Raw genomic sequence first — 23,260 nt, 5'->3', positions numbered from 1 at the left:
TTATTGTGTGGCCTGCGGCCCGTGCGGCAGGGTTTGTCCAGCGGATGACCCGCTTTTTGCCGCCTTGGCAGGGCCACCCCCTGCACCAAGCCACACACAAGACAGGAGTTCCCCATATGACATTTGCATTTTCCACCAGACTGAGCAGTTCCGCGCTTGCTGTTGCCATTGCCCTGATTGCCCTGCCTGCCGATGCAGGATCGAACCGTGTCAGTGTCGATCAATGGGGCCGCGCGAACCAGATCGCGACCTCGCAAAGCGGCGTGCGCCAGCGCGTAAGCATTACCCAAAACGGCCGCAGCAACCTGTCGCTGAACACCCAAGACGGCGCGCGCAACCGTGTTGTTGTGGGGCAGGTCGGCTGCAACAACGTGGCCGACACTGCGCAAGGCGGGCGGCGCAACATTGTTGGCGTGTCCCAGATCGGCTGCCGCAATGATGCGACGGTCCATCAGGGCGGGCATCGCAACGCAGTTGGAATTATCCAGACAGGGCGCGGCAACACGGCCACCGCAACCCAGCACGGCACAGGCAATGTGGTGCTGATCATTCAGGACTGACCCGTACCCCGCGCGCAGGGGGCCTGTGCGCCCCCCGCCTTTCAGAAGGAGAATTTCCATGTCTGCGATCCCCTATACCATTGCCGCACTGGTCATCACGGGTGCTGCCTGCACAGCTTCTCTGGCAACCTCTCAGGCCGAAAAAGCCCCCGAGGCGCTGGTCTGCGCGCTGGAGGTGTCAGAGCGCCAGCAGATCGTCACCATCACCGCCACCGCCCGCGCGCCAAAGGCCACAAGCGGCACCTATACGTTGGAGATTGACCAGCGCAGCGCCGGTGGCCGCGCGACCATCCGACAGGGCGGGGAATTTGACCTGAAGGCAGGCGAAAAGACCACGTTGAGCGAGGCGCAGTTTCGCGGCAAGGCCCGTGAGTTTCACGCCGAACTGACTGTCACTGCCAATGGCCAAAGCAAAACCTGCCGCTCTGCCAAAATTTGAAAGCCGCGCCCCCTGTTTGAACTGAAAGGACAATTGCCATGTTTTCCAAAATCTTGAAACACTTGTCGCCGCGCGTGGCCCATATGGCCGCGCTTGCCTGTCTCATGGCCGTTCCTGCAACGGATGCGCTGGCCAAATCGCCCTCGTTTGGGCATCTGGCCTGCATGGCGCGTGACCTGCCCCGCATGCAAGAGGCGCGCTTGCCCTTGTCGGTGTATTGTGCCCATCGCAGTGGTGCATTGCGCGTGGCAACAGGGCGGGGCAACTCTGCCATGGTGCAGCAAAATGGCGCGCGCCACTCTGCGCAGGTGCAGCAAGGCGGGGCCAACAACCACGCGGAACTCTACCAGCGGGGCCGCGGCCATAGCGCCAATCTGGTGCAGGAGGGGGGCCATAACAGCCAGATGATCTTTCAGTTCGGGCGCGGCACGCAGGCCGATATTCACCAGACCGGCGGCCAATCGGGTGTGCTGATCCAGTTCGGCTGGTAAACAGCGGGGCTTTTCCCCCCGCGCCAAAGCCGCTATGCCCTGCAAAGATGGGCAAAGCAGGATAGCCACACCGTGTCAGACCGACCCCAGACCAAACGCCAGCAGCGCGCGCATGCTGACGGGATTGTGGCGCGCTGGCTTTGGGAGAGTTTCATCCGGCACAGGCTGCATTTCATCGGGCTTGCCGTGCTGTTCATGGTGCTGGAAGCGCTGACACTGGGGGCGTTCAGCTATCTTGTGCAGCCCATGTTCGATGATGTCTTTATCGCGGGTGATCGCGGGCGCGTGTATCTTGTGGCGCTGGCAATGGCATGTGTGTTCTTTGGCCGGGGTCTGGCCAGATTGGCGCATAAGGCCGTGATGACATGGCAGTCAGAACTGGCCACTGCCGAGTTGCAAACCATGCTGCTGGCGCATCTGACGCGGCTGGACCAAGGCTTTTTCAAGCGCAACGCGCCCGGCATCCTGATCGAGCGTGTGCGCGGCGATTCCGAGGCACTGCGCCGTGTGTTCAAAACGCTGATCACCGGCTTTGGCCGCGACGGGGCAGGGGTGATTGTTCTGTTCGGGGTCGCACTTTGGACGGATTGGCAATGGACATTGATTGCGCTGTTGGGCCTGCCCTTGCTGGGCTTGCCCCTGCTTGCGATCCAGCGTCTGATCCGGCGGCGCAGCACCGAGGCGCGTCTTGCCGCCGCCAACAGCTCTAACCGTCTGGACGAGGCGTTTCACGGCATTGCCACCTTGCAGCTGACCGGCTCTGAGGCGCGCGAGGTGGGCCGCTTCCGCGAGATTATGCGCGGCTTCGTGCGCAAGGCCACCCGCGCGGCCATAGGGCAGGCGGCGGTGCCCACTGTCATGGATTTTGGCGCGGCGATAGGCTTTGGTCTGGTGCTGATCTATGGTGGTATGCAGATCATCGAAGGCACGCGCACAGTGGGGCAATTCATGTCCTTTTTCACCGCTCTGGGCCTGTTGTTCGACCCTTTGCGCCGCTTTACAGCCCTGACAGCGGAATGGCAGAATATTCTTGCCTCGCTGGAACGGACGCATGCGCTGTTGCAAATCCAACCCAAGGTCACCAACCCGCCGCCCCCGCATCTGCCTGTGCCAGACCGCGCCGATGCCAGTGTGGAGTTGCGCGGGGTCAATTTCGCCTATGACACCGATCTGGTCCTGAAAGACCTGTCTTTCATTGCACCTGCGGGCAAGACCACAGCGATTGTGGGGCCATCGGGGGCTGGCAAAACGACTGTTTTCTCGTTGCTGACGCGGCTGGTGGATGTGAATGAAGGCGAGGTGCTGATCGGTGGGCAGGATGTGCGGCGTATGGATCTGGCCCCCCTGCGTGCGCTGTTTGCGGTGGTCAGTCAGGATACGGCCCTGTTTGACGAGACGATCCGCGACAATATCGTGATGGGGGTTGAGGGGGTGAGCGAGGCCGCCTTGAACGCCGCGCTAAGTGCCGCCCATGTCGATGATTTCCTGCCACTTTTGCCAGAGGGGCTGGACACATTGGCCGGCCCGCGCGGCTCTAGCCTGTCGGGGGGGCAGCGCCAGCGCGTGGCGATTGCGCGCGCGCTGTTGCGCGATGCGCCGATCCTGCTGCTGGACGAGGCGACAAGCGCGCTGGACGCGAAATCCGAAGCCTTCGTGCAAGAGGCGCTGAACAAGCTGGCGGCAGGGCGCACGACTTTGGTGATCGCGCACCGTCTGTCCACAGTGCGCAATGCCGATCAGATTATCGTCATGGATCGCGGATGCGTGGTTGAACAGGGCACCCATGTGGAACTTCTGGCCCTTGGCGGGGTCTATGCGCGGCTGTATGCGTTGCAATTTGGCCAGCAGGATCAGGCGAATTCGCCCTGAACACACCAGCCGTCGCGTTGTGGGGTATGATACAGCCATAGCCGCGCGCCCCGGTCTGTCTGCACCCGCCAGTAATCGCGCAAGCCTGTGCGCCATGCAGGATCATCCAGCCACCATTCGGGGCTGATCCGTTCGGGGCCAGAGGCCGCGACCACCCCCCACCACAGCCCCCGCCATTTGAACCGGCGCGGCACCGCGCGCCCTGTGCCTGCAATCGGTTCGGGCGGAAAGATCACCAGCGGGCGCGGGGGGGCGGTGCTGTGCCAGTCGCGCGCGGGCGCGCTATAGGCCGCAGGCGCGATGCTGAAGGCTTTTTCGGGGATATTGCTGTCGGCAGGCAGATAGCGCAACACATGGTCAAACCCCACGCGGTTGCACAGGCGTGTCAGCAGATCGTCCAGATCATCCTGCGCCTTCGCACCTGTGGTGGTGATCTGCTGGGCGGGCAGCGCTTCCACGGCGACGGCACTCAGCCGCATCCGTTCAATTCCGAAACCGGCATCCATCCCTTCCAGCGCGCGGGCGTATAGCTGCGCCATGGGCGCAGGTTCGCGCATGGCGCGTGCAAGCCCGATTTCCAGCCGGATGGCCTGCCCATCGACGCGCGACAGTTCCAGCAACAACCGCCGTGCGCCCTTTTCGGCGCTGCGCAGATGGCTGCATAACCGCTCTAGCAGCCGTTCTAACCCGGCCTGAATATCGCCCATCAAACCAATCGGTTCGGGCAGGGACAGGCGCACGGCAAAAACCGGCTGTTCCTGTGCGGGGGCCACAGGTTCGGGCACAGCGCCAAGTGCTTGGTCCAGCCGCAGCAGGGGGGCTGTGCCAAAGCGGCGCACCAGCCCCGCGCGCGGGATTTGCGTCAGGTCGCGGATAATGCGCAGGCCCAGCCGCTCCAACCCTTCCAGCGTGGGGGCATCCAGCCGCAACGCGGCCAGCGGCAGGGGCATCAGCCGGTGCGACACGCCCCCTTGCGGCACAATCCCCCCCTGCCCATAGCGCCCCACGGCCCAAGCCGCGCCGCGCGTGTCGGCAATGGCGGCGCGGGTTGCAAAGCCCATGCGCGCAAGGCGGTCGGTCAGATCATCCAAAAGTGCCGCCTCGCCCCCGATCAGATGCGCGGCCCCTGTGATGTCCAGCACCAACCCGTCCGCCCCCTCGACCGCGACCCAAGGGCAATAGCGCGTGGCCCAGCGGCGCAGGGCGTCCATGGCCTGCGCCTCGCCCATCGGGTCGGCGGGGCGTGTCAGCAAATCAGGCACCAGCGCTCGGGCATCTGCCAGCCCCATGCCGCGCCGCAATCCGCGCGCCTCGGCGTCTCTGTTCAGACATACCAGCCGGTCTGCGCCGCGTTCTTTTGCCACAAGCGCAAATCCGCCTGCCGCTGGCCTGCGGCGCAGCGACAGGCTGGACGCGAAACGGGGCAACCAGAGCGACAGGATGCGGCGGGGCATATTTTTCCCATATGTTCACTTTATGTTCCAAATAACCCGCTGCGCCCCCCGAGTCGAGTCTGCGCCTTCCAGATTGCAAATCTCCGCGCGCTGCCGCATAACCGCGCGAAACCGTGCCGGAGGCCCCGATGAATTATCTGGAATTTGAAAAACCCTTGGCCGAAATCGAAGGCAAGGCCGCCGAATTGCGCGCCATGAGCGTGGCCAACCCTGATATGGATGTCGAACGCGAAGCGGCCGCCCTTGATGTGAAGGGCCAGAAAATGCTGGTCGACCTGTATCGCAACCTCACGCCGTGGCGCAAATGTCAGGTCGCGCGCCACCCCGACCGGCCCCATTGCCGCGACTATATCGAGGCGCTGTTTGATGAATTCACCCCTCTGGCCGGGGATCGCGGCTTTGCCGAGGATGAGGCCGTGATCGGCGGCTTGGGGCGGCTGAAAGACCGCGCTGTGGTCGTGATCGGGCAGGAAAAGGGCCATGACACCCAATCGCGCCTGCGCCGCAATTTCGGCATGGCCCGCCCCGAGGGGTATCGCAAGGCCATCCGGCTGATGGATCTGGCCGATCGTTTCCGCCTGCCGGTTGTCACGCTGGTTGACACACCGGGTGCCTATCCGGGCAAAGGTGCCGAAGAACGCGGTCAGGCCGAGGCGATTGCACGCTGCACCCAGAAATGCCTAAGCCTTGGCGTGCCGCTGGTCTCGGTCATTATTGGCGAGGGGGGGTCTGGCGGGGCCGTGGCCTTTGCCACTGCCAACCGCATCGCCATGCTGGAGCATTCGGTGTATTCCGTCATCTCGCCCGAAGGCTGCGCCTCGATCCTGTGGAAGGATGCCGAGAAGATGCGCGAAGCCGCAGAGGCGCTGCGCCTGACGGCGCAAGACCTCAAAAAGCTCGATATCATCGACCGGATCATTCCCGAACCCTTGGGCGGGGCACAGCGCGACCGCGCGGCCATGATCAAGGCCGTGGGGGCCGCTATTCGTGCAATGCTGAAGGAACTGGACGGAAAGGCCCCAGATGCGCTGCGCCAGCACCGGCGTCAGAAATTCCTTGATATGGGGTCAAAGGGTCTGGCCGCGTAACGCGGCGTCTGGGGGGCAGGGATCGCTCTGCCCCATCTGGTCTGCCGGATTGCCAGCACAGCGGCGGGCCAGATTGCCCGCCCCGCAGCGGGATTGTGAATTGCACCGCCCTGCCTGACATGTCAGCATCGCGCCATATATTTCAGGCCAGATGCGATGATTTCAACACATACATTAGCGTCCATCCGGTTCGGGGCCGGACTTGGCCCCAACACGCCCGCCGGATTGGATGCCGCTGCACTTTGGGACAGTGTGCCGCGCGAAGCGGTGCTGCAAGACGCGGCCATCACCCCTTGGGACACACGGCGCGCGCGTGCGCTGGAACGGCGCGATGCGCAGCGCGCATTGCGCGACGGTGAAGACCCGGCCCTGAGGGCGCGCTTGCAAGAGATCAACCGCGCCGATCGTGACGACAGCTTTGCCGAATTGCGAGCCATGATGGCGCGTCTTGCCTATGCGCCCGCAGGGTTTGCCGAACGTCTGGTGCGGTTCTGGTCCAATCACTTTGCCGCGCAGACGCGGGGCGGGGTGTTGCGCGCGGGCCGCGCGGCCATGATCGAAGACGCGATCCGCCCCAATATGACCGGCACATTTCAAGCCTTGCTGCGCGCGGCCATCCTGCACCCTGTTATGCTGGTCTATCTGGATCAGACGGTATCTGTGGGGCCATTCAGCCGCGTGGGCCGCAGGCGGGGCCGTGGCCTGAACGAGAATATGGCCCGCGAAGTGCTGGAATTGCACACATTGGGCCGCGCGGGCAGCTATACGCAAGCCGATGTCACCCAGTTTGCCCGCCTTCTGACAGGGCTTGCTGTGTCGCTGGAAGAGGGGTTTCATTTCGAGCCGCGCATCGCAGAGCCGGGCATTCTGGAAATCTTCGGCAAGCGCTATGGCGGCAGACCCATGACGCTGGGCCACATCCATGACGTGCTGGACGATCTGGCGCTGCGTCCTGAAACGGCGGATCATCTGGCGTTGAAGCTTGCACGACATTTTGTAGCCGACACCCCTGATCCGCAGCTTGTCGCGCATATGGCGGCCAGTTACCTGCATAGCGGTGGCGCATTGATGGCGCTGTACCGCGCGATGCTGGAACACCCCGCCGCATGGGGTGCCCCCCTGTCCAAAACCCGCGCCCCGTTCGAGGTGATGGCCGCTGCCCTTCGCGCGCTGGACCTGCCCCGCGCCATGGTGACCGACCTGACCTCGCGCCAGACCCGCTTTTTCCTTGCCCACCCGCTAGAGGCGATGGGAGAGCCGTTTGAACAGGTGCCAAGCCCCGCAGGCTATGGCGAGGATGCCGCCTATTGGGTTACCCCCCAAGGGTTGGCCGCGCGGATCGACTGGGCGATGGAGCTGGCCCAACGCCTGCCACAGGCCCCAGACCCCCGCGACTTTGTCGAGATTGCCATGGCCGATGCCGCCAGCGACACGCTGCGCCGCGCCGCCAGCGGGGCCGAGACGCGCGCGCAAGGTATCGGGCTGATCCTGTCCGCGCCAGAATTCAACCGCAGGTAAGGGGCGCATATGCAACACAGGCTACACCGTCGTGCCTTTCTTTCGCGCAGCTTCGCGCTGGGCTGTTCGGTCGCGGCTAGCCCGCTGGTCACGCCCATCGCGCTTGCCGCTGCGCCGGGCGAGAATCGCCTTGTTGTCATCATCCTGCGTGGCGCGATGGATGGGCTGGATGTGCTGCGCCCTGTGGGCGACCCGCATCTGGCCGCGCTGCGCCCCGCGGTATTCGGGGAAAGTGCCGATGCACCCGGTCTGGCGCTGGATGATTTCTTCATGCTGCACCCCGCGCTGGACGGGCTGATGCCGCTGTGGCACGCGGGCGAGTTGGCCTTTGTCCCTGCCACCTCGACCCCTTACCGCGACCGGCGCAGCCATTTTGACGGGCAGGACCATCTGGAAGCAGGCACCGCAGGCCAGTTGCCGCCCGCACTTGCGCGCGATGGCTGGCTGAACCGCTTGCTGACGCTTTTTCCTGCAGCCAATGCCCGCACCGCCTTTGCGGTCGGGCGCCAACGTATGCTGATCCTTGAAGGGGCGGCACCCATGACCCAATGGGAACCGGGCACCGACCTTGACCTTAGCCCGCAAAGCCGCCTGCTGCTGGCGCATCTGTTCGATGCCGACCCGCTATTTGCCAAGGCAGGCCGCACCGCGCTGGAGATGACAGGCACTCCGCTGGCGGGCGACATGGACAGCATGAACCCACAGGCACGCGATGCCGATGCTCTGGCCGCCTATGTCGCGCAGCAAATGCTGGGCGAGACACGCATCGCCAGCTTCTCGCTTTCGGGCTGGGACACGCATCATGCACAACCCCGCGCGATCCTGCCCGCCCTTGCGCGGCTGCAATCGGCCATTTTGACCTTGCGCGCGGGTTTGGGGCCGGTCTGGGGCCAGACGACGGTTCTGGCCATGACCGAATTTGGCCGCACCATGCGCGAGAATGGCTCTCGCGGGACAGATCACGGGACAGGGGGGGCGATGGTGCTGGCGGGCGGGGCTATGCGCGGCGGGCGCATGATCGGCGGCTGGCCCGGTCTGGCAGAGGCGGACTTGTACGCAGGCCGTGACCTGATGCCGCTGCGCGACATCCGCGCCTATTGCGCTTGGGCCATGCGCGATCTGTTCGGTCTGCGCGCATCGGATGTGGCGGGCACAGTCTTTCCGGGGCTGGATATGGGGCAATCGCCCGCCCTGTTGCTATAGCGCGCGCAGATCATGCAGCTGCACATCTGCGCAGGCTTTTTGCGCAATCTCGCATAAATGCGCATGATGGGTCAGGTAGATCACCTGCCCATGCTGCGCCATCTGCGCCAGCATGCGAAATGCAGCCTCGGCGCGGGTATCGTCGAAGGTTTCCATAATGTCATCGGCAATGAAGGGCACGCAGGGGCGCGATTCTGCCAGTTCCAGATAGCCCGCCGCACGCAGCGCCAGATACAACTGAAACCGCGTGCCCTTGGACAGAGTGTCCACAGGCTTGGTCGCCCCTCCCGCCTGCTGCGCGATCAATATCTCGTTGCGCCCGTCAGGCTGGGTCGAAAGCCCGGTATAGCGGCCCGCTGTCAGCATGGCGAATGCATCCGCCGCGCGCCCCATCATGGCGGATCGGTGCGTGTCACGGTAAAGCCGTAGCGCCTGTTCCACCGCAATCACGCCCGCCTGCCGCGCCATGAATTGCGCGGCTTCATCCGTGATTTGCAACAGCACAGTCTGGCGCTCTGCCTCCAGCCGCGCGGCTGCGCCGTCATGGCCGGTGCTGTCCAAGACCCTCTCCGCCTCTGCCAGTTCGGCATAGGTTTTACGCAACGCCTCGTCCTGTGCGGCGAGTGTGGCGGCCAGTGTTTCAGCCTCGGCATGGGCAACATCGGGGTCAAGTGCCTCCAATCGCGCAATCTCGGGCGCAGGGTCTGTGACGCGCAGATGCGCGGCCAGATCATGGCGCAGGCCGGTGATTTCTTCGCTGACCTCTGCCGCGCGGGTGATGGCGGCAAGGGTCTGGTCAATTTCTGCAAGCGAGTCGGTGCCGAAATGCGCCTGTAGCGGTGCAATGGCAGCGCGCAGCCGCGCCTGCCGCGCGAAAAGCCCTTCCAGCCGCGATGCCGTGCGCGTGGCCTCGGCATTCAGCCGCGCGCGGGTGGCCTGTATGTCCTGCGCCTGTTTCAAGCGCGCGCGCAGACGGGGCCAGAGGGTCTGCACATCCGGTGAAGTCGCCTCATCCAGTTGCGCGGCAATCTGGGTCAGGTCGGTGTGAAAGCTGGTGATATCTTCACTGATGCGCGCAATCCTGCGCGCCAATGCCTCGGCCTGCGGGGCAAGTGCTGCAAGGTCCGCGACCACCGCCAGAAGCGCGCGCATCTCTGCCGGTGTGGGGGCCGGTGTGCCGATCCATGACGCGGCGCACAGCCTGTCCCATTCCGCCTGCCAATCCGCAACTGCCGCTTGCGCCGCCTCCACTGCGCTTTGTCGCCCTTCAAACTCGCGGCGCAGCCGCGCGGTGTGGCGCAACCGTTCCGCCGCTGCTAGGACCGCTTCGCCTTCGGCCAGTAGGGTCGCGTAATCTTGCGTGTCCAGCGCGCGGCCCAAAGCCTTCAATGCGGCGTGAAGCGAGTCCGCCGCCCCCGAGAGCCGCGTGGCCATCGCGCTTTGGGCCGCGTGCGCGGCCTCTGACTTTGCCGCCGCAGCCAGTGCCGTGTCGCGCCGCGCAAGCCAGTCGATCAGGTCGGCAAGGCTGCGCTCTGCATCCTGCCCCTCAAGCGCGGCCCAAAGCGCGCGAACCCCGGCTTGCATGCGCGCTACCTGCTGGTCTGCCGCAGCCTGCTGCTGTTCCGCCAGCGCCAAAGCGGCCTGTTCCTGTTGCAGCACCACCAGCCGCTCGGCAACCCGCGCCTGTTCCAGCCGCGCGGCGGTGATCGCATCATCGGCGCGCATCGCGTCCTCGAATGTCGCCGCCGTGTTGCGGTCCAGCGTGGCCAGATGCGCGGCCCATGCGGCATCGCGCGCCGCGCGCTGGGCGCTGGCATCTTGCGCGGTCACTGCCGAAGCAGCGCCAATCTCGGCGCGCAGCCGCGCAACCACGCCCTGTAGGCGCGTGCATTCGGCCAAAGCTTCTCTCGCGTCGCGCTGGGCTTGGGCCAAGGCGGCCTCTTGCGCGCGCAGACTGTCGGGGCAGGGCAGGTCCAGCGCGGCAAGCTGTGCTGCATCCCCCTGCCACGGTGCCAGCGCGGCAAAGGCTTGCGCCTGTGCGGCGGCGGCGGTCTGTGCATTCGCCACAGCCTCGGAGCTTAGCCGCAACAGATCGGCGCGGCGCAACTCCTCGACCAAAGGCGCCAGCCGCGCCAGCGCGTTTTCATCCAGCGCCGCGCCGTCGCGCGCGCCTTGCAAGGCGAGCTGCGCCTTGTCCAACTCTGCCTGTGCCGCCTGTTGCGCATTGCGCAGCACAGCCTGCGATTCAATCAGGTCCGACAGGCGCTGGCTGATATGTGGCGCAAGGGTCGCTGCGGCAGGTGTCAGATCCGCCCGCGCCAGCCTGCCTGTCAGGCGTGCCATCTGGGCCTGAATATCTGCCAGCTCATCGCGCCGTTTGGGCAAATCCGCCTGCTGGCGCGAGATTGCGCCGAACTGCCCCTCCAGCCCCTCCAGCCGTGGCAAGATTGCCAGCGCGGCAGGGTCATCTTGCAACTGTGCCAATGCGTGCGCGGTGTCTGTCTGGGCCTGCGTGATCTCGGGCAACAGGGCGGCGAGTTCTGCTTCTTGCCGCATCCAGTCGGGCAGGGCGTGGCGCCATTCGGCGGGCAGGGCTTGGGGCTGGGGCAATTCCGCCAGCCGCGCTTGCAGCTTGCGCAGCCGCTGCAACATCGGCAGCGCATCCAGATCGCGGCGCAACTGGTCCAGCTTGGTCTGCGTGGTTTCGCGCCGCTGGGCCGCGTCATGATATGCGCCTTCGGCCTGTGTGTGCACCTGCGTCAGTTTGCGCCACGCGCTGACCTGCAAATCCACGGCCTTGCGCTGCGCTGTCAACTCATTCAGCCGCGTTTTAAGCGCGGCCAGCTGGTATTTGCGCCCCGCAGGCTTGAACCATGCGGCCCCGTCATCGTGCAGGGCGCGCAATGCCTCGCTCAACTCTGTCAGCCCCCCACTGGCGGCAAACAGCAATTCGCCCAGACTGCCCTTGCTGGCAAGAATGCTTTCGCCGCCTGTCTCCAGCGTCTCGTCATCGAGCGAGAACATGGTGGTATAGGCATCACGGTCCAGCCCGCCAAGTGCTGCCCCGAGAGTGGCCTCTGGCAGGGGCGCATCGGTCATGCGGTCCAGCAGCGTGTTGGTGTTGCCCTTGATCCGCACCAAGGACAGCGCGCCGCTGGCTGAGGAAATATCCCCTTCCACCCGCAGGGCGCGGTTGTCATGCAAGAAATTATAGGCCGTGCGCGCAGGGATGCCGAACAGCAGGTCCAGCCATGCCGAAAACAGTGTGGATTTGCCCGCTTCATTGGGGCCATAGACCACATGCAGGTCAGGCTTTCCCGCATTGGGGCGCGCAAAGGTGACCGAGGCATCGGTGAAATGCCCGTAGCGCACCAGTCCTAACCTGTCGATCCGCATCAGCCCTGACCCCGCAACCGCGCAAGCACTTCTGCAAGGCCCGCATCCATCGCGGCGGGGTCGAGTGTGGCGACAGCATCGCGCGCCTCTGGTGGCAGGGCGGATTCCAGATCGCGGCGCAGCGCGTCCACAGCCTGCGCATAGGCCGCACTGGGGCGAATATCGCTGTCGATCAGCGCCGCAAGCGCCCCCAGCGCCCCCGCCACCGGCACAGGCGCGCCCAAATCCAGCACCAGTTTTTCCACCCAGACACCTTGCAGCGCTTTGGCAAGCTCTTGTGCCTCTGCCTGCGCCAGATCGCGGTCGCGCAGCAGGCGCGGTGCTAGGGGGCTGTCGCCCACCACCCGCAGCCGCGCGACCAGATGCGGGCAGGGCAGGCGCGCGCCCTCCAAGCTTGTCTCAATGGCAGTTTGCAGCGCGCGCCAGTCGTCCAGCCCTGTGACATCCACCTCGACCTGCGCAAAGCCCGCGAGCGCCACGACGCGCGCCTCGGTGGTGATGTGGCCACTGTCTTCGATATGCACCAGCGTCACACTGCCTGCGCCCGCCTCGCCAATGTCGCGGCCCTGCGGGATGCCGGGCATGGTGACATGGGCAGGGCCGGGATATTCCGCGCGTTTGTGGATATGGCCCAAAGCCCAGTAGTCGAACCCATGCGCCTGCAAATCGGCCAGCGTGCAGGGCGCATAGGGGTCATGGCCGGATGTGCCGTTGAGCGAGGTATGCATCAGCCCGATATTGACAGCATCCGCCACAGGCGGGCGGTATTTTGGCAGCAGGCTGTCGGGGGCATGGGGGTCGCGGAAGCTCAAGCCGTGAATGGCCACCTGCATGGTGCCTTGTGTCAGGGTTTCCACACCTGCGCGCCCGTCGAATACATGGGCGTTGGGCGGCGGTGTCAATTCGCGGCTGATCTGGGACATGGCGTCATGATTGCCCCGAATGATGAAAGCGCGAATGCCCGCACGGTCCAGCCGCGCCAGTTCCGCCGCCAGAAAACGCGCGGTCTTCATGCTGGTCTGGCTGCCATCATACAGATCGCCCGCAATCAGCAGCGCATCCACCCGCGCGCTGATGCACAGGTCAACAATATTGCGAAAGGTCGCCCGAGAGGCATCGGCGATCAGTTCCGCCAGATCAGGGTCACGCAGCGCAAGGCTGCGCAGCGGGCTGTCGAGATGCAGATCGGCTGTATGAATGAATCGAAACCCCATATGTGCGACTGTGCAATGGGTTGCGCGCGGCGGCAAGGGGATAAGGGCGTGGGTTGGTTGCACCGGACGGGGGGTAAATGTGGCGGTTTGGCGGGACTTTTAAGCCGGTCGCGCGGAATCGAGGGCCGCAGGCCCGCCGCGCATCGCCTGGCCGTACCCCGGCACGGCGATTTGGCTTGGCTACGCGCAAAGCCTCGATCTTTCGCGGATTTTGCCAGCATAAAGTGCTGTAGCAGAGGATGAGGGTCGCCGCACCACGGCCCGACGCTGCGCGGCTTGGGTCAACTCTACAATGTCCCCCAACGGATGAAATCACCCGCCCCCCAACACTTCCGCCACCCATTCCGGCACCACCGTGCTCGCCAACCCGAACCGGGCGTCGTCGAACAGGGACACAGTGGCCGAAGGCTCCAGATTCAACTCCAGCGTCCGTGCCCCTGCGAAGGCAGCTTCCTGCACAAACCCCGCCGCCGGGTAGACATTGCCGGATGTGCCGATGGCCACGAACAGATCGGCCCGCTGCAAGGCCGCGTCGATCTGTTCCATGTAATAGGGCATTTCCCCGAACCACACGATATCAGGGCGCGTGGCGGGTGCTGCGCAGGCGGGGCAGGGGTCTGTCGGGGCCATTTGGTAGGGGGCGTCCCAGCGATGGGTGCAGGCCGCACAGAGCGCGCGGGTCAGTTCACCGTGCATATGGATGACCGAGGGCGCGCCCGCGCGTTCCAGCAGGTCATCGACATTCTGTGTCACCAGTGTGACGCGGTCGGGGGCGGCACGCTGTAGACGTGCAAGCGCGTCATGCCCGGGGTTGGGCTGTGCGCCCAGACAATTTGCACGCCGCGCGTTGTAGAATTCATGTACCAGCGTGGGGTTGCGGGCAAAGCCTTGCGGGGTGGCGACATCTTCCAGATCATATTTCGTCCACAACCCGCCCTTGTCGCGGAAGGTGCCAAGCCCGCTTTCGGCAGACAGGCCCGCGCCGGTCAGGATGACGATACGCTGCATCCGCTCACCGCTCGTTCAGGTGGTCATGGATGACTTGCGCCAAGGCTTCGGATATTCCATCGACGGCCTGCAAATCCGACAGGCCCGCCCGCGCCACCGCCTTGGCCGATCCGAAATGCGCCAGCAGCGCGCGCTTGCGCCCCGGCCCCACGCCTGCAATCCCGTCGAGCGGCGAGGCGCTGACCGATTTCGCCCGCTTTGCCCGATGCGTGCCAATGGCAAAGCGGTGCGCCTCGTCGCGCAGGCGCTGGACGAAATACAGCACCGGATCATTGTGGCGCAGCGCGAAGGGGCGGCCACCGGGGCGGTAGAATTCTTCCTTGCCCGCGTCGCGGTCAATGCCCTTGGCCACACCCACCACCGGAATGTCATCAACCCCCAGATCGGCCATGATCCCTGCCACGGCACTGACCTGGCCTGCGCCCCCGTCGATTAACAACAGGTCGGGCCATGTCTCGCCCATCCGGTCGGGGTCTTCTTTCAGCAGGCGTTCAAAGCGGCGGGTCAGAACTTCTTTCATCATGCCGAAATCATCGCCGGGCGTGATCCCGTCGCCGCGAATGTTGTATTTGCGATACTGGCTTTTTAAAAACCCGTCCGCGCCTGCGACGATCATCGCGCCTACCGCATCGGTGCCCTGAATATGGCTGTTGTCATAGACTTCGATCCGCGCGGGCGGGGTGTCCAGCCCGAAAGCTTCAGCCAGCCCTTCCAGCATCCGGCCTTGGGCGGCATTCTGGGCCATGCGGCGCGCAAGGCTTTCGCGGGCGTTGCGCAAGGCATTCTCGACCAGTTCGGCCTTTTCCCCGCGCTGAGGTACAGCAATTTCAACCTTGCGCCCCGCACGCTCGGCCAGAAGCGCGCTCATCAGGTCGGTGTTTTCGATTTCATGCGATAGCAGCACCATGCGCGGCGGCTCTTTGCTGTCATAAAACTGGCCCAGAAACGCCTCTAGAATCTCTGGTTCTTCGGCGCCCGCACCTGTGGCGGGGTAGAAATCGCGGTTGCCCCAGCTTTGATTGGCGCGGATGAAAAACACCTGCACACAGGCCTGCCCCTTTTCCAGATGCACGGCAATCACATCTGCCTCGGCCACGGATTTGGGGTTGATCCCTTGGGATTGCTGCACATTGGTCAGCGCGCGGATACGGTCGCGCAGGGCGGCCGCGCGCTCGAACTCCATCGCGTCGGAGGCTTTTGCCATCTCTTCCGCCAGTTGCCCCTGAATTTTGGTGCTTTTGCCTGACAGGAAGCGTTCGGCATCGGCCACCAATGCGGCATAGTCCTGCTCGGACACCAGACCGACACAGGGCGCAGAGCACCGTTTGATCTGATACAGCAGGCAGGGCCGTGTGCGGCTGTTGAACACCGAATCCGTGCAGTTGCGCAACAAAAACACCCGCTGCAACTGGTTCAGCGTGCGGTTCACTGCGCCAGCGGATGCAAAGGGGCCGAAATAGCTGCCCTTCACCGCGCGCCGCCCGCGATGCTTGCGCAGTTGCGGAAAGGCGTGGTCCTTTGGCAGCAGGATATAGGGAAAGCTTTTGTCGTCGCGCAGCAGCACATTGTAGCGCGGCTTCAACTGCTTGATCAGGTTTTGCTCCAGCAGCAGCGCTTCGGTTTCCGTGCGCGTGGTCAGGAACATCATTTCGCATGTCTCAGAGATCATGCGCGCAATCCGCGCCGAATGGCCCGAAGCGCGCGCATAATTCGACACGCGTGCGCGCAGATTGCGCGCCTTGCCGACATAGAGCACTTCGGATTTTTCATTCAGCATCCGGTAGACGCCGGGGGATTTGTCCAGCGTGTTCAGATAGGACTGAATACAGGCATGGCCCCGTATTTTGGGGGCCGGGTTAACGCTATGTTCGGAATTGTCTGACATGTCACAGTGTCTTGCGTGATTCTGTCTGGCTCTGCAATGTTTTCACACCTGCTTCAACCGGAATCCTGTCCACCGAAGCTGTGGATAACCTTGTGGACGGAAACTGGATTAGCGCATATTTCCCTTGATTCACTGGCCTGTTCCGCTTCTGCCTAAAAAATAGGCGATTATATAACCAATTGATATTAAATGATATTATTTTCACTTTCTGCAACCCCATGAAAAGCATGAGGTTTTTATCTCATTCTTGTGACATCTCTGTGAACAGTGCACAACATCGCTGCGAATGCGCGCAATCATATATCAGGGCCAATGACATCGGGGGTTTGCCAGATCAGATGCTGGCCGCCATCCACACATAAAATCTGGCCTGTAACGGCAGGGGCATCAAGGAAGAATCCCAACGCGGCGGTGATGTCGCCAGGGTTGGCACCGCGCCCCAGCACAGTGACATTGCGGCTGTTAAGGTAGTCTTGCGCGGGCTGGTCTGCGGCTTGCAATGTGGGACCGGGGCCAATGGCATTAACGCGGATCGCAGGCCCCAGTTCTTGGGCGGCCATGCGCGTAAAGGCCCATAGCCCCATTTTCGCAATCGAATAGGTCATATGCTGCGGTGTCAGCTTGCGCACCTTCTGGTCAATCATATTGACGACCAGACCCTGTGCGACAGGCTCGCCCGCTGTGTCGCGCAGGGGGGCGGGGCATTGCGCCGCGAAGGCCTGTGTCAGAACAAAAGGCGCGCGCAGGTTTGACATCATATGCCTGTCCCAGCTTTCGAGGCTGGCCGTGGCGATGGTGTCTTCTTCGAAAATCGAGGCATTGTTCACCAGCACGCTGAGTGGCCCGCCAAGCGCGCGCGCGGCATCCGGTACAAGCGGGGCCAATGCCCCCTCATCCAGCAGATCGGCACGCAGGCACACGGCCTTGCGCCCCAGCCCTTCAATCTCATGGGCCAGGTCTTCGGCCGCTTGCGCAGATGTTGCGTAATGGATCGCCACATCATACCCGCGCTGTGCCAGATACAGCGCCATCGCGCGCCCCAGACGCTGCGCCGCGCCGGTGACCAAAGCTTTGCCCATGACTTACACTCCGTTATGAAACAGAAGCCACAGATAGCCCCCATATGCCAAAAGCAACACAGCCCCGAACATTCGCCCAATGGGCCGCCCTGTCCAGATGAAAGGGGCCAGCAGCAAAGCTGCCCCCAGCATCACCCACAGATCCAGCCGCAGCATTTCTGCCGGAACAGTCATCGGCCCGACAAGCCCCGCCACCCCAAGGATAAGCAGCAGGTTAAAGATGTTCGAGCCCAGAATATTGCCTAGCGCCACCCCCCCCTCGCGGCGCAATGCTGCCATCAGGGTTGTCGCCAACTCTGGCAGAGAGGTGCCGATGGCCACAATCGTCAATCCGATCACCACATCCGAGACGCCCAGCGCCGCAGCTATATCGACCGCGCCGGTGACCAGCAGTTGCGCCCCAATCGGCAGGCCTATCAGCCCAAGCGCCAGATAGACCGCAATCTTGGGGCCTTGCAGGTCAGGGTCTGCGCCTTCCAGCTCTTCCACCTCGACCCGCGCTTTGCGGCCGCGCAGAATACTGTCGCCCATGAATACCGCAAACGCCGCCAGCAGCACCAAAGCCTGCCACATCCCGATCACGCCTGAAAAGGCCAGCGCGATGAACAGCAGCGTGGCCCCGATCATGATCCCGAAATCGCGCCTGCTTTCGCGCCCTATCACCACAGGGGCCAACAGCGCAGGCGCGCCCATGACCAGCAGGATATTGGCAATATTCGAGCCCACGACATTGCCCAGTGCTAGCCCGCCCGCATCCGCCAGCACGGCTTGCACCGAGACCAGCAATTCCGGCGCAGAGGTGCCAAAGGCCACCACCGTCATGCCCACCAGAAAGGCCGGAATGCCAAGCCGCAGCGACAGATTGACAGCACCGCGCACCAGAAAATCGCCTGCGACAAGAAGCAGAACAAGCCCCCCTGCCACCAGCAGAAGATCGATCAACATATATTACTTTTCCTTGCAATCGCACGCATCGCCGCGCAGCTGGAATTTGCCACAGCGGCTGCATTTGCGGGGTTTGGGCAATTTGACGGACCTTAATTTGTCCAAAGGTGTCTTATGATTTGGGTTCAGAAATTTCTGGATCGCGCCCATCACCACCATGAAGACCAGAAATGCGGCAACGATCTTGATAATCACAATTTACACTCCGTAGCGCGCATACATTGCGCGTTCCTCAGTCAGTGCTAGTGTATCGGATAAAAGCGACAACCCGAAGCGCGACAGGAAGGGGCGGCGCATGCCATAGGTGCGAAAGCGCACTTTCTCGCCATAGCGGGCCTGCATCATCGGCACCAAGTGGCCCAACCCGTCTGCAAGCCCCAGTTCTACCGCGCGCGTGCCCACCCAGAACTCTCCCGTGAACAGGCTTTCATCCGCGACCAGCTTCGCACCGCGCCGCGCCTTCACCTGCGCGATGAAATTCTGATGCACCTGATCCTGAAGGCTGCGCAGCCGCGCCACATCTTCGGGGTTCTCGGGGCTGAACGGGTCCAGCTGCGATTTCGACTTGCCCGAGGTATAGACGCGCCGCTCCACACCGTAGCGGTTCAGCAATTCATGCAGACCAAACCCCGCCGAGATTACCCCTATCGAGCCGACAATCGAATTGCCATCGACATGAATATCATCCGCTGCCGTTGCCAGCCAATAGCCGCCCGAAGCGGCCAAATCCTCGACAAAGGCATGCACCGGAATTTTCAGCTCTTCCGCCAGCCGCCGGATACGCGCGGCAATCAGCGCGCTTTGTACAGGGCTGCCGCCGGGTGAATTGATCACCAGCGCCACCGCTTTGGGCCTACCGCGCCGGAAGGCCATTTCGATCAGCGGGGCAAGGCTGGCATCATTCAGCCGCCCCGGATTGCTGCCACTGGCGATCATGCCCTGCAAGCGGATCACAGCGACGGAGGGTTTGCGTTTTATAAACGGGAAAATCTGGATCATGGCGCTGCATGTAAGGCGATTGGGGCGGCGCAACAAGGGGCGGGGCAGAAGAATGCGGCCTTGCGCCCGTGGCCACACTTGGGTCAGATACGCATCATCATGCTGGACCGTCTGGAAATGTTCATAGCCCTTGCCACCGAGCGCCATTTTGGCCGCGCGGCCGAACGCTGCGGCGTCACGCAACCCTCGCTATCTGCGGCCATCAAGCAGTTGGAGGGGGAGTTGGGCGTGCAACTTGTCTGGCGGGGGTCGCGCTTTGAAGGGCTGACGCCCGAAGGGGCGCGCGTGCTGGACTGGGCGCGCCGCATCGTGGGCGATGCGCGCACGCTCCGCGAAGAGATGCGCGCCGCCCGCCACGGCCTGTCGGGCAATCTGCGCCTTGGTGTTGTGCCCACGGCCTTGCCCATGATCGCGCAACTGACCGGCCCCTATCTGCGCCGCCACCCGAATGTGAAAATCGAGATTCTCTCGCGCTCTTCGATCGAAATCTTGCAGGAAATCGACAATCTGCAACTTGATGCAGGTGTGTCCTATCTCGACAATGAACCCTTGGGCCGTGTGGTGACTGAGCCGCTGTATCGGGAACGCTATCTGTTGCTGATGCGCGCCGACCATCCGCTTGCCAGCCGCACCACTCTGGACTGGGCGGAGCTGGCCGCGCTGCCGCTGTGCCTGCTGACGCAAGACATGCAGAACCGCCGGATCATCAATAACGAACTCTCCCGCGCGGACGTGCCGGTCGCGCCGCAGCTGGAGTCCAACTCGGTCGTGGCGCTGGTGGCGCATGTGCAAGCGGGGCCATGGGTCAGTGTGGTGAACGCGCACACGGCCACGCTGTTTGCCGCCACACCGGATATGTGCGCGGTGCCCTTGCAGGGCGAAGGCGGGGCCAAACAAGTCGGCCTGATCGCCCCGTGGAGAGAGCCGCACACCCCTGTTCTGGCCGCATTGCTGGCACAGGCGCGCCGGTTTTCCGACGGGTAACAGGCATTTTTCCAGCCCCCGACACCTGAGGCAAAATGCCTTATGCCCTTTGCTGATCACTTGTACGCATGGTGACAATCAGCGTATGGAAATTTCTGTGTGGACCTATATGCTTCCACCTAACGTCTGTAAGAAATCACACTTGGAGAATTCGGCATGGAGGATCGGTTGAAAAAAACTCGGAACATGACGCCCGCTGATCGGGGTCTGCGGCTGCTGGTTACGGGCGGCACCATCCTTCTGTTTTTGATTGTGCTGGTCGATGCTTTCGGCGCGCGCAGCCGCGCTGTTGCGGCAATGGAACGCGCCCGCACCCAGCCCCCTGTTGAGGAAATCCGCACTGCCAGTGTACCATCGGTCTACAGCGTTCCGCGCGATCTCGCCTCGGAAGCGGCGATGCAGCGCCAACTTGCCGCCGCTGCCCCTGCTGAAGAGATACCGACACAGGTCGTAGCCGAAGAGGCGGTTGAGGATGCAGCCGCGCCAGAGGTAGCAGAGGCAGAGGCCACTGAGGAAGCCCCGCAGGACGTGGCGACCGAAGAGGTTATTGAAGATGCCGCCGCGCCAGAGGTTGCCGAGGTAGAGGCCACAGAGCATGCAGCCGCGTCAGAGGTTGCACAGACAGAGGCCACTGAGGACGCGACACAGGATATGGCCGCTGAAGAGGCTGTTGAAGATACCACTGCGCCAGAAGTTGCAGAGGCAGAAGCCACTGAAGACGCGCCACAGGATGTGGCCGAAGATGCGGCGATGGATGATGACGCGCTGGCACTTCTCGCCAGTGCGGATATCGCCAATGGTGAAAATGTCTGGCGTCAATGCCGCGCCTGCCATGTCCATGACGCCGAGCAAAATCGCGGCGGCCCCTATCTGCTGAACATCATCGGGCGCGAGATTGGCGTGGCCGAAGGCTGGCGCTACTCGCGCGCCCTGTCCGAACATGGCGGCGTCTGGACGGTCGAGGCCCTGCTGGCATGGCTGGAAAACCCCGACACCTATATTCCCGGCAACCAGATGGCCTTTCGCGGGCTGCGCAATGAACAGGACCGGATCGACGTTCTGGGTTTCCTGAACGCAAGCCGAACCAACTAAGACCACGCGATTTCGCCTAACCTATGCCGCCATCCCCCGCCGCACATGCTTGTGCCGGCGGGGTTTTGGTTTGGGGCAGAGTGCCTGCCACGATTATGTCGCCGGGGGGGGGGAGTTGTGTACTTCAGAATTGTGAATGATTCACCGCGTCGCGCTTCGTTCGTGCAAGGTTGAGCGGTAGCTTAGCGGGACTTTGCGGACATGGCAGTTCTGGGTGCTAAGCCGCGCAGCGTCGGGCCGCGGTGCTGCGATCCCCGCCCTGTGCTATTGCGCTTTATGCTGGCCAAATCCGCGTAAGATCAAGGCTATGCGCATAGCCAAGCCAACTCGCCGTGCCGTGGGTGCGGCCCTTTGAGGCGCGGCGGGCCTGCAGCCCTTGATTCCGCGCAGGGTATGTCTGAAAAGCCCCCATAACCCTCATTATGTATCTTCTCTCGGGTGACACATGCCAGATCAGGACATCTGCCCGCCTGCGCGTCAACACATACGCTAATCCCGCTTGCGCCCGCGCCGCAGCAACCGCCCGATCAAGAAGGACGTGCGCGGCACATATTCATAGCGCGTGCGGTCTTGTGGGGCTGCGCGCATGCGCATGCGGAACAGCCCGAACACCACCAGCACGATATGCGCCACAGAGATGAAGACGAACATCGCCGCCGGTCCCTGCTTGTCGATCAGCACAGACGCGATCAGCGGGCTGGCAATCGCGCCCACCGCATAAAGGAACATCAGCGCGGCTGACAGCTCTACCGCCTCGGACGGGTCGGTGAAATCATGGGCATGTGCGGCTGATATGGAATAGATCGGAAAGGTGGTCATCCCGAAGAAACCGGCGGCCACAAACACCGCAACCACACCGCGATCGGCACTGGCCACTGTCGCGGCGCAGGCCAGAACCGAGGCCACCGATAACCAGATCAGCACAATGCGCCGGTCATATTTATCGGCCAGCCAGCCCACTGGTATCTGCACCAGTGCGCCCCCCAGCACATAGGCCGCCAGAAACAGCGCGATGACTTCGGCCTTCAGCCCCACTGACAGCGCATAAAGCGGCCCCACCATGCGAAACGCCGCCCCCGTGATCCCCGATACCACCACACCGGCAGCAGCAAGGGGCGAGCGGTTCCATGCAAAGCCCGGGCGCAGGCGCGGCGCACCGGCCACTGGCGGGGCTTCGGCCCGTGTCAGCACCAGCGGGAACAGGGCCGCGCAGCACAGCAGCGCCAGCAGGTTGTAAGACACATAGGAGGCGGGCGTCAGCACCCCGATCAGCAATTGCGCGCCCAGACTGCCGACAATATCGACCACACGGTAGACGCCCATCGCGCGGCCCCGCGTCTCGTTGGTCAGTTTCGCCTGCAACCATGCCTCGATTATTGTGTAGCAGCCCGCCACCGCCAGCCCCGAGGCCATGCGCAACACTGCCCATGCCAGCGGATGGATCACCAGCATATGCGCCAGAATGCCGATTGTGCCTGCCGCCGTCAGGGCCGCGAAAGCGCGCGAATGGCCGACCTGTCCCATCAGGCGGGGTGCCCACCAACAGCCGATGAAAAAGCCAATGAAATGCGCCGAGCCTAACAGCCCGATTTCGCCCGCGCTAAAGCCCAGCTCGACACCGGACAGCGCATCCAGCGGGACGACCCCGCCAAGCCCAAGTTGCAACAGCACCACGGACAGGAACAGGGCGGCAAAGGAGATCAGCAAACGCATCGCGGGCCACTCGCACTGGCGGAGTCACAGACGAGAGTGCCGCGCGCCCGGGGCAAGGTCCAGTGGCGATCGTGGACTGCGTCAGACTCTGAGGTGATTCTGGCGCGATTCTGTGGTGATTCTGGAACGAAGCCCCATTTCCGCCGTTTTCGGGGGATAAACGATCCGGAAACCACCCGTCGCTGCAAAGCACAAAATGGGTGGCGATCATTTTAATACCCCAAGGGGGCTGGTCGCGCATCAATATTGCGCGCCCATGCCGATTCTTTGGGCGGAATAAGAAAAACGACAGTTTTATGAAATTCTCTCTTGCGGTGAATGTT

General features: G+C 63.3%; 18 protein-coding genes. 9 read left to right on the top strand and 9 right to left on the bottom strand.

The window, feature by feature from the left end; all coding sequences use genetic code 11:
• Positions 1 to 116: 116 nt before the first annotated feature.
• The 4 genes from BG455_RS02305 (at position 117) to BG455_RS02290 (ending at position 3,359) form a co-directional block, all read left to right on the top strand.
• A complete protein-coding gene (locus tag BG455_RS02305) occupies positions 117 to 560 on the top strand; it encodes a hypothetical protein (RefSeq protein ID WP_071468353.1) in 444 nt (147 codons plus the stop codon).
• A 58-nt stretch (positions 561 to 618) separates the two neighbouring features.
• Positions 619 to 999, top strand: a complete 381-nt coding sequence (gene csgH, locus BG455_RS02300; RefSeq protein WP_071468352.1) for a curli-like amyloid fiber formation chaperone CsgH — start codon at positions 619 to 621, stop codon at positions 997 to 999.
• Positions 1,000 to 1,037: 38 nt separating this feature from the next.
• Positions 1,038 to 1,490: a hypothetical protein gene (locus BG455_RS02295; RefSeq protein WP_071468351.1), complete on the top strand. Its 453-nt coding sequence runs from the start codon at positions 1,038 to 1,040 to the stop codon at positions 1,488 to 1,490.
• A 72-nt stretch (positions 1,491 to 1,562) separates the two neighbouring features.
• Positions 1,563 to 3,359: an ABC transporter ATP-binding protein gene (locus tag BG455_RS02290; protein ID WP_245735447.1), complete on the top strand. Its 1,797-nt coding sequence runs from the start codon at positions 1,563 to 1,565 to the stop codon at positions 3,357 to 3,359.
• On the opposite strand, the gene BG455_RS02285 is transcribed toward BG455_RS02290, so the two are convergent.
• A complete protein-coding gene (locus BG455_RS02285; protein WP_071468350.1) occupies positions 3,341 to 4,813 on the bottom strand; it encodes a Y-family DNA polymerase in 1,473 nt (490 codons plus the stop codon). The genes BG455_RS02290 and BG455_RS02285 overlap by 19 nt on opposite strands.
• A 128-nt stretch (positions 4,814 to 4,941) precedes the next feature.
• Between BG455_RS02285 and BG455_RS02280 the strand changes: the two genes are divergently transcribed.
• The 3 genes from BG455_RS02280 to BG455_RS02270 all read left to right on the top strand — a co-directional run bounded on the left by BG455_RS02280 (position 4,942) and on the right by BG455_RS02270 (position 8,622).
• The gene (locus BG455_RS02280) at positions 4,942 to 5,901 is read left to right on the top strand and encodes an acetyl-CoA carboxylase carboxyltransferase subunit alpha (protein ID WP_071468349.1); all 960 of its coding nucleotides are present in this window, start codon (positions 4,942 to 4,944) and stop codon (positions 5,899 to 5,901) included.
• A gap of 156 nt (positions 5,902 to 6,057) precedes the next feature.
• Positions 6,058 to 7,419, top strand: coding sequence for a DUF1800 domain-containing protein (locus tag BG455_RS02275; protein ID WP_071468348.1), 1,362 nt, complete (start codon positions 6,058 to 6,060; stop codon positions 7,417 to 7,419).
• Between the two features lie 9 nt (positions 7,420 to 7,428).
• Positions 7,429 to 8,622 carry a DUF1501 domain-containing protein gene (locus tag BG455_RS02270; protein WP_071468347.1) on the top strand — a complete coding sequence of 398 codons (1,194 nt, stop codon included), beginning with the start codon at positions 7,429 to 7,431 and terminating at the stop codon, positions 8,620 to 8,622.
• Here BG455_RS02270 and BG455_RS02265 read toward each other — a convergent pair.
• From BG455_RS02265 to BG455_RS02225, 7 genes are all read right to left on the bottom strand, one after another.
• Positions 8,617 to 12,018 carry an ATP-binding protein gene (locus BG455_RS02265; protein WP_071468346.1) on the bottom strand — a complete coding sequence of 1,134 codons (3,402 nt, stop codon included), beginning with the start codon at positions 12,016 to 12,018 and terminating at the stop codon, positions 8,617 to 8,619. The genes BG455_RS02270 and BG455_RS02265 overlap by 6 nt on opposite strands.
• On the bottom strand, positions 12,018 to 13,232 hold the full coding sequence (locus tag BG455_RS02260; protein WP_071468345.1) for a metallophosphoesterase family protein: 1,215 nt from the start codon (positions 13,230 to 13,232) through the stop codon (positions 12,018 to 12,020). The genes BG455_RS02265 and BG455_RS02260 overlap by 1 nt, the downstream gene beginning before the upstream one ends.
• A 312-nt stretch (positions 13,233 to 13,544) precedes the next feature.
• Positions 13,545 to 14,240, bottom strand: coding sequence for an NAD-dependent deacylase (locus BG455_RS02255; protein WP_071468344.1), 696 nt, complete (start codon positions 14,238 to 14,240; stop codon positions 13,545 to 13,547).
• A 4-nt stretch (positions 14,241 to 14,244) separates the two neighbouring features.
• On the bottom strand, positions 14,245 to 16,125 hold the full coding sequence (uvrC, locus tag BG455_RS02250; RefSeq protein ID WP_071468343.1) for an excinuclease ABC subunit UvrC: 1,881 nt from the start codon (positions 16,123 to 16,125) through the stop codon (positions 14,245 to 14,247).
• Positions 16,126 to 16,421: 296 nt separating this feature from the next.
• Positions 16,422 to 17,204 carry an SDR family oxidoreductase gene (locus BG455_RS02240; protein WP_071468341.1) on the bottom strand — a complete coding sequence of 261 codons (783 nt, stop codon included), beginning with the start codon at positions 17,202 to 17,204 and terminating at the stop codon, positions 16,422 to 16,424.
• Between the two features lie 3 nt (positions 17,205 to 17,207).
• The gene (locus BG455_RS02235) at positions 17,208 to 18,149 is read right to left on the bottom strand and encodes a calcium/sodium antiporter (RefSeq protein ID WP_071468340.1); all 942 of its coding nucleotides are present in this window, start codon (positions 18,147 to 18,149) and stop codon (positions 17,208 to 17,210) included.
• Positions 18,150 to 18,347: 198 nt separating this feature from the next.
• Positions 18,348 to 19,148, bottom strand: coding sequence for a S49 family peptidase (locus BG455_RS02225; protein WP_071468475.1), 801 nt, complete (start codon positions 19,146 to 19,148; stop codon positions 18,348 to 18,350).
• Positions 19,149 to 19,247: 99 nt separating this feature from the next.
• Here BG455_RS02225 and BG455_RS02220 point away from each other — a divergent pair, with 99 nt between their 5' ends.
• Both BG455_RS02220 and BG455_RS02215 read left to right on the top strand, forming a co-directional pair.
• Complete coding sequence (locus BG455_RS02220; RefSeq protein WP_071468474.1) at positions 19,248 to 20,132, top strand: LysR family transcriptional regulator; 885 nt, start codon at positions 19,248 to 19,250, stop codon at positions 20,130 to 20,132.
• Between the two features lie 186 nt (positions 20,133 to 20,318).
• Entirely contained in the window at positions 20,319 to 21,224 is a 906-nt protein-coding gene (locus tag BG455_RS02215) for a c-type cytochrome (RefSeq protein WP_071468338.1), read from the top strand.
• Between the two features lie 489 nt (positions 21,225 to 21,713).
• On the opposite strand, the gene BG455_RS02210 is transcribed toward BG455_RS02215, so the two are convergent.
• On the bottom strand, positions 21,714 to 22,937 hold the full coding sequence (locus BG455_RS02210) for an MFS transporter (protein ID WP_071468337.1): 1,224 nt from the start codon (positions 22,935 to 22,937) through the stop codon (positions 21,714 to 21,716).
• Positions 22,938 to 23,260 lie beyond the last annotated feature (323 nt).

This window comes from Roseinatronobacter thiooxidans (assembly GCF_001870675.1).
Lineage (GTDB): Bacteria > Pseudomonadota > Alphaproteobacteria > Rhodobacterales > Rhodobacteraceae > Roseinatronobacter > Roseinatronobacter thiooxidans.
Note: the sequence above shows the minus strand (reverse complement) of the source record. Positions and strands in the feature narration are given on the sequence as shown.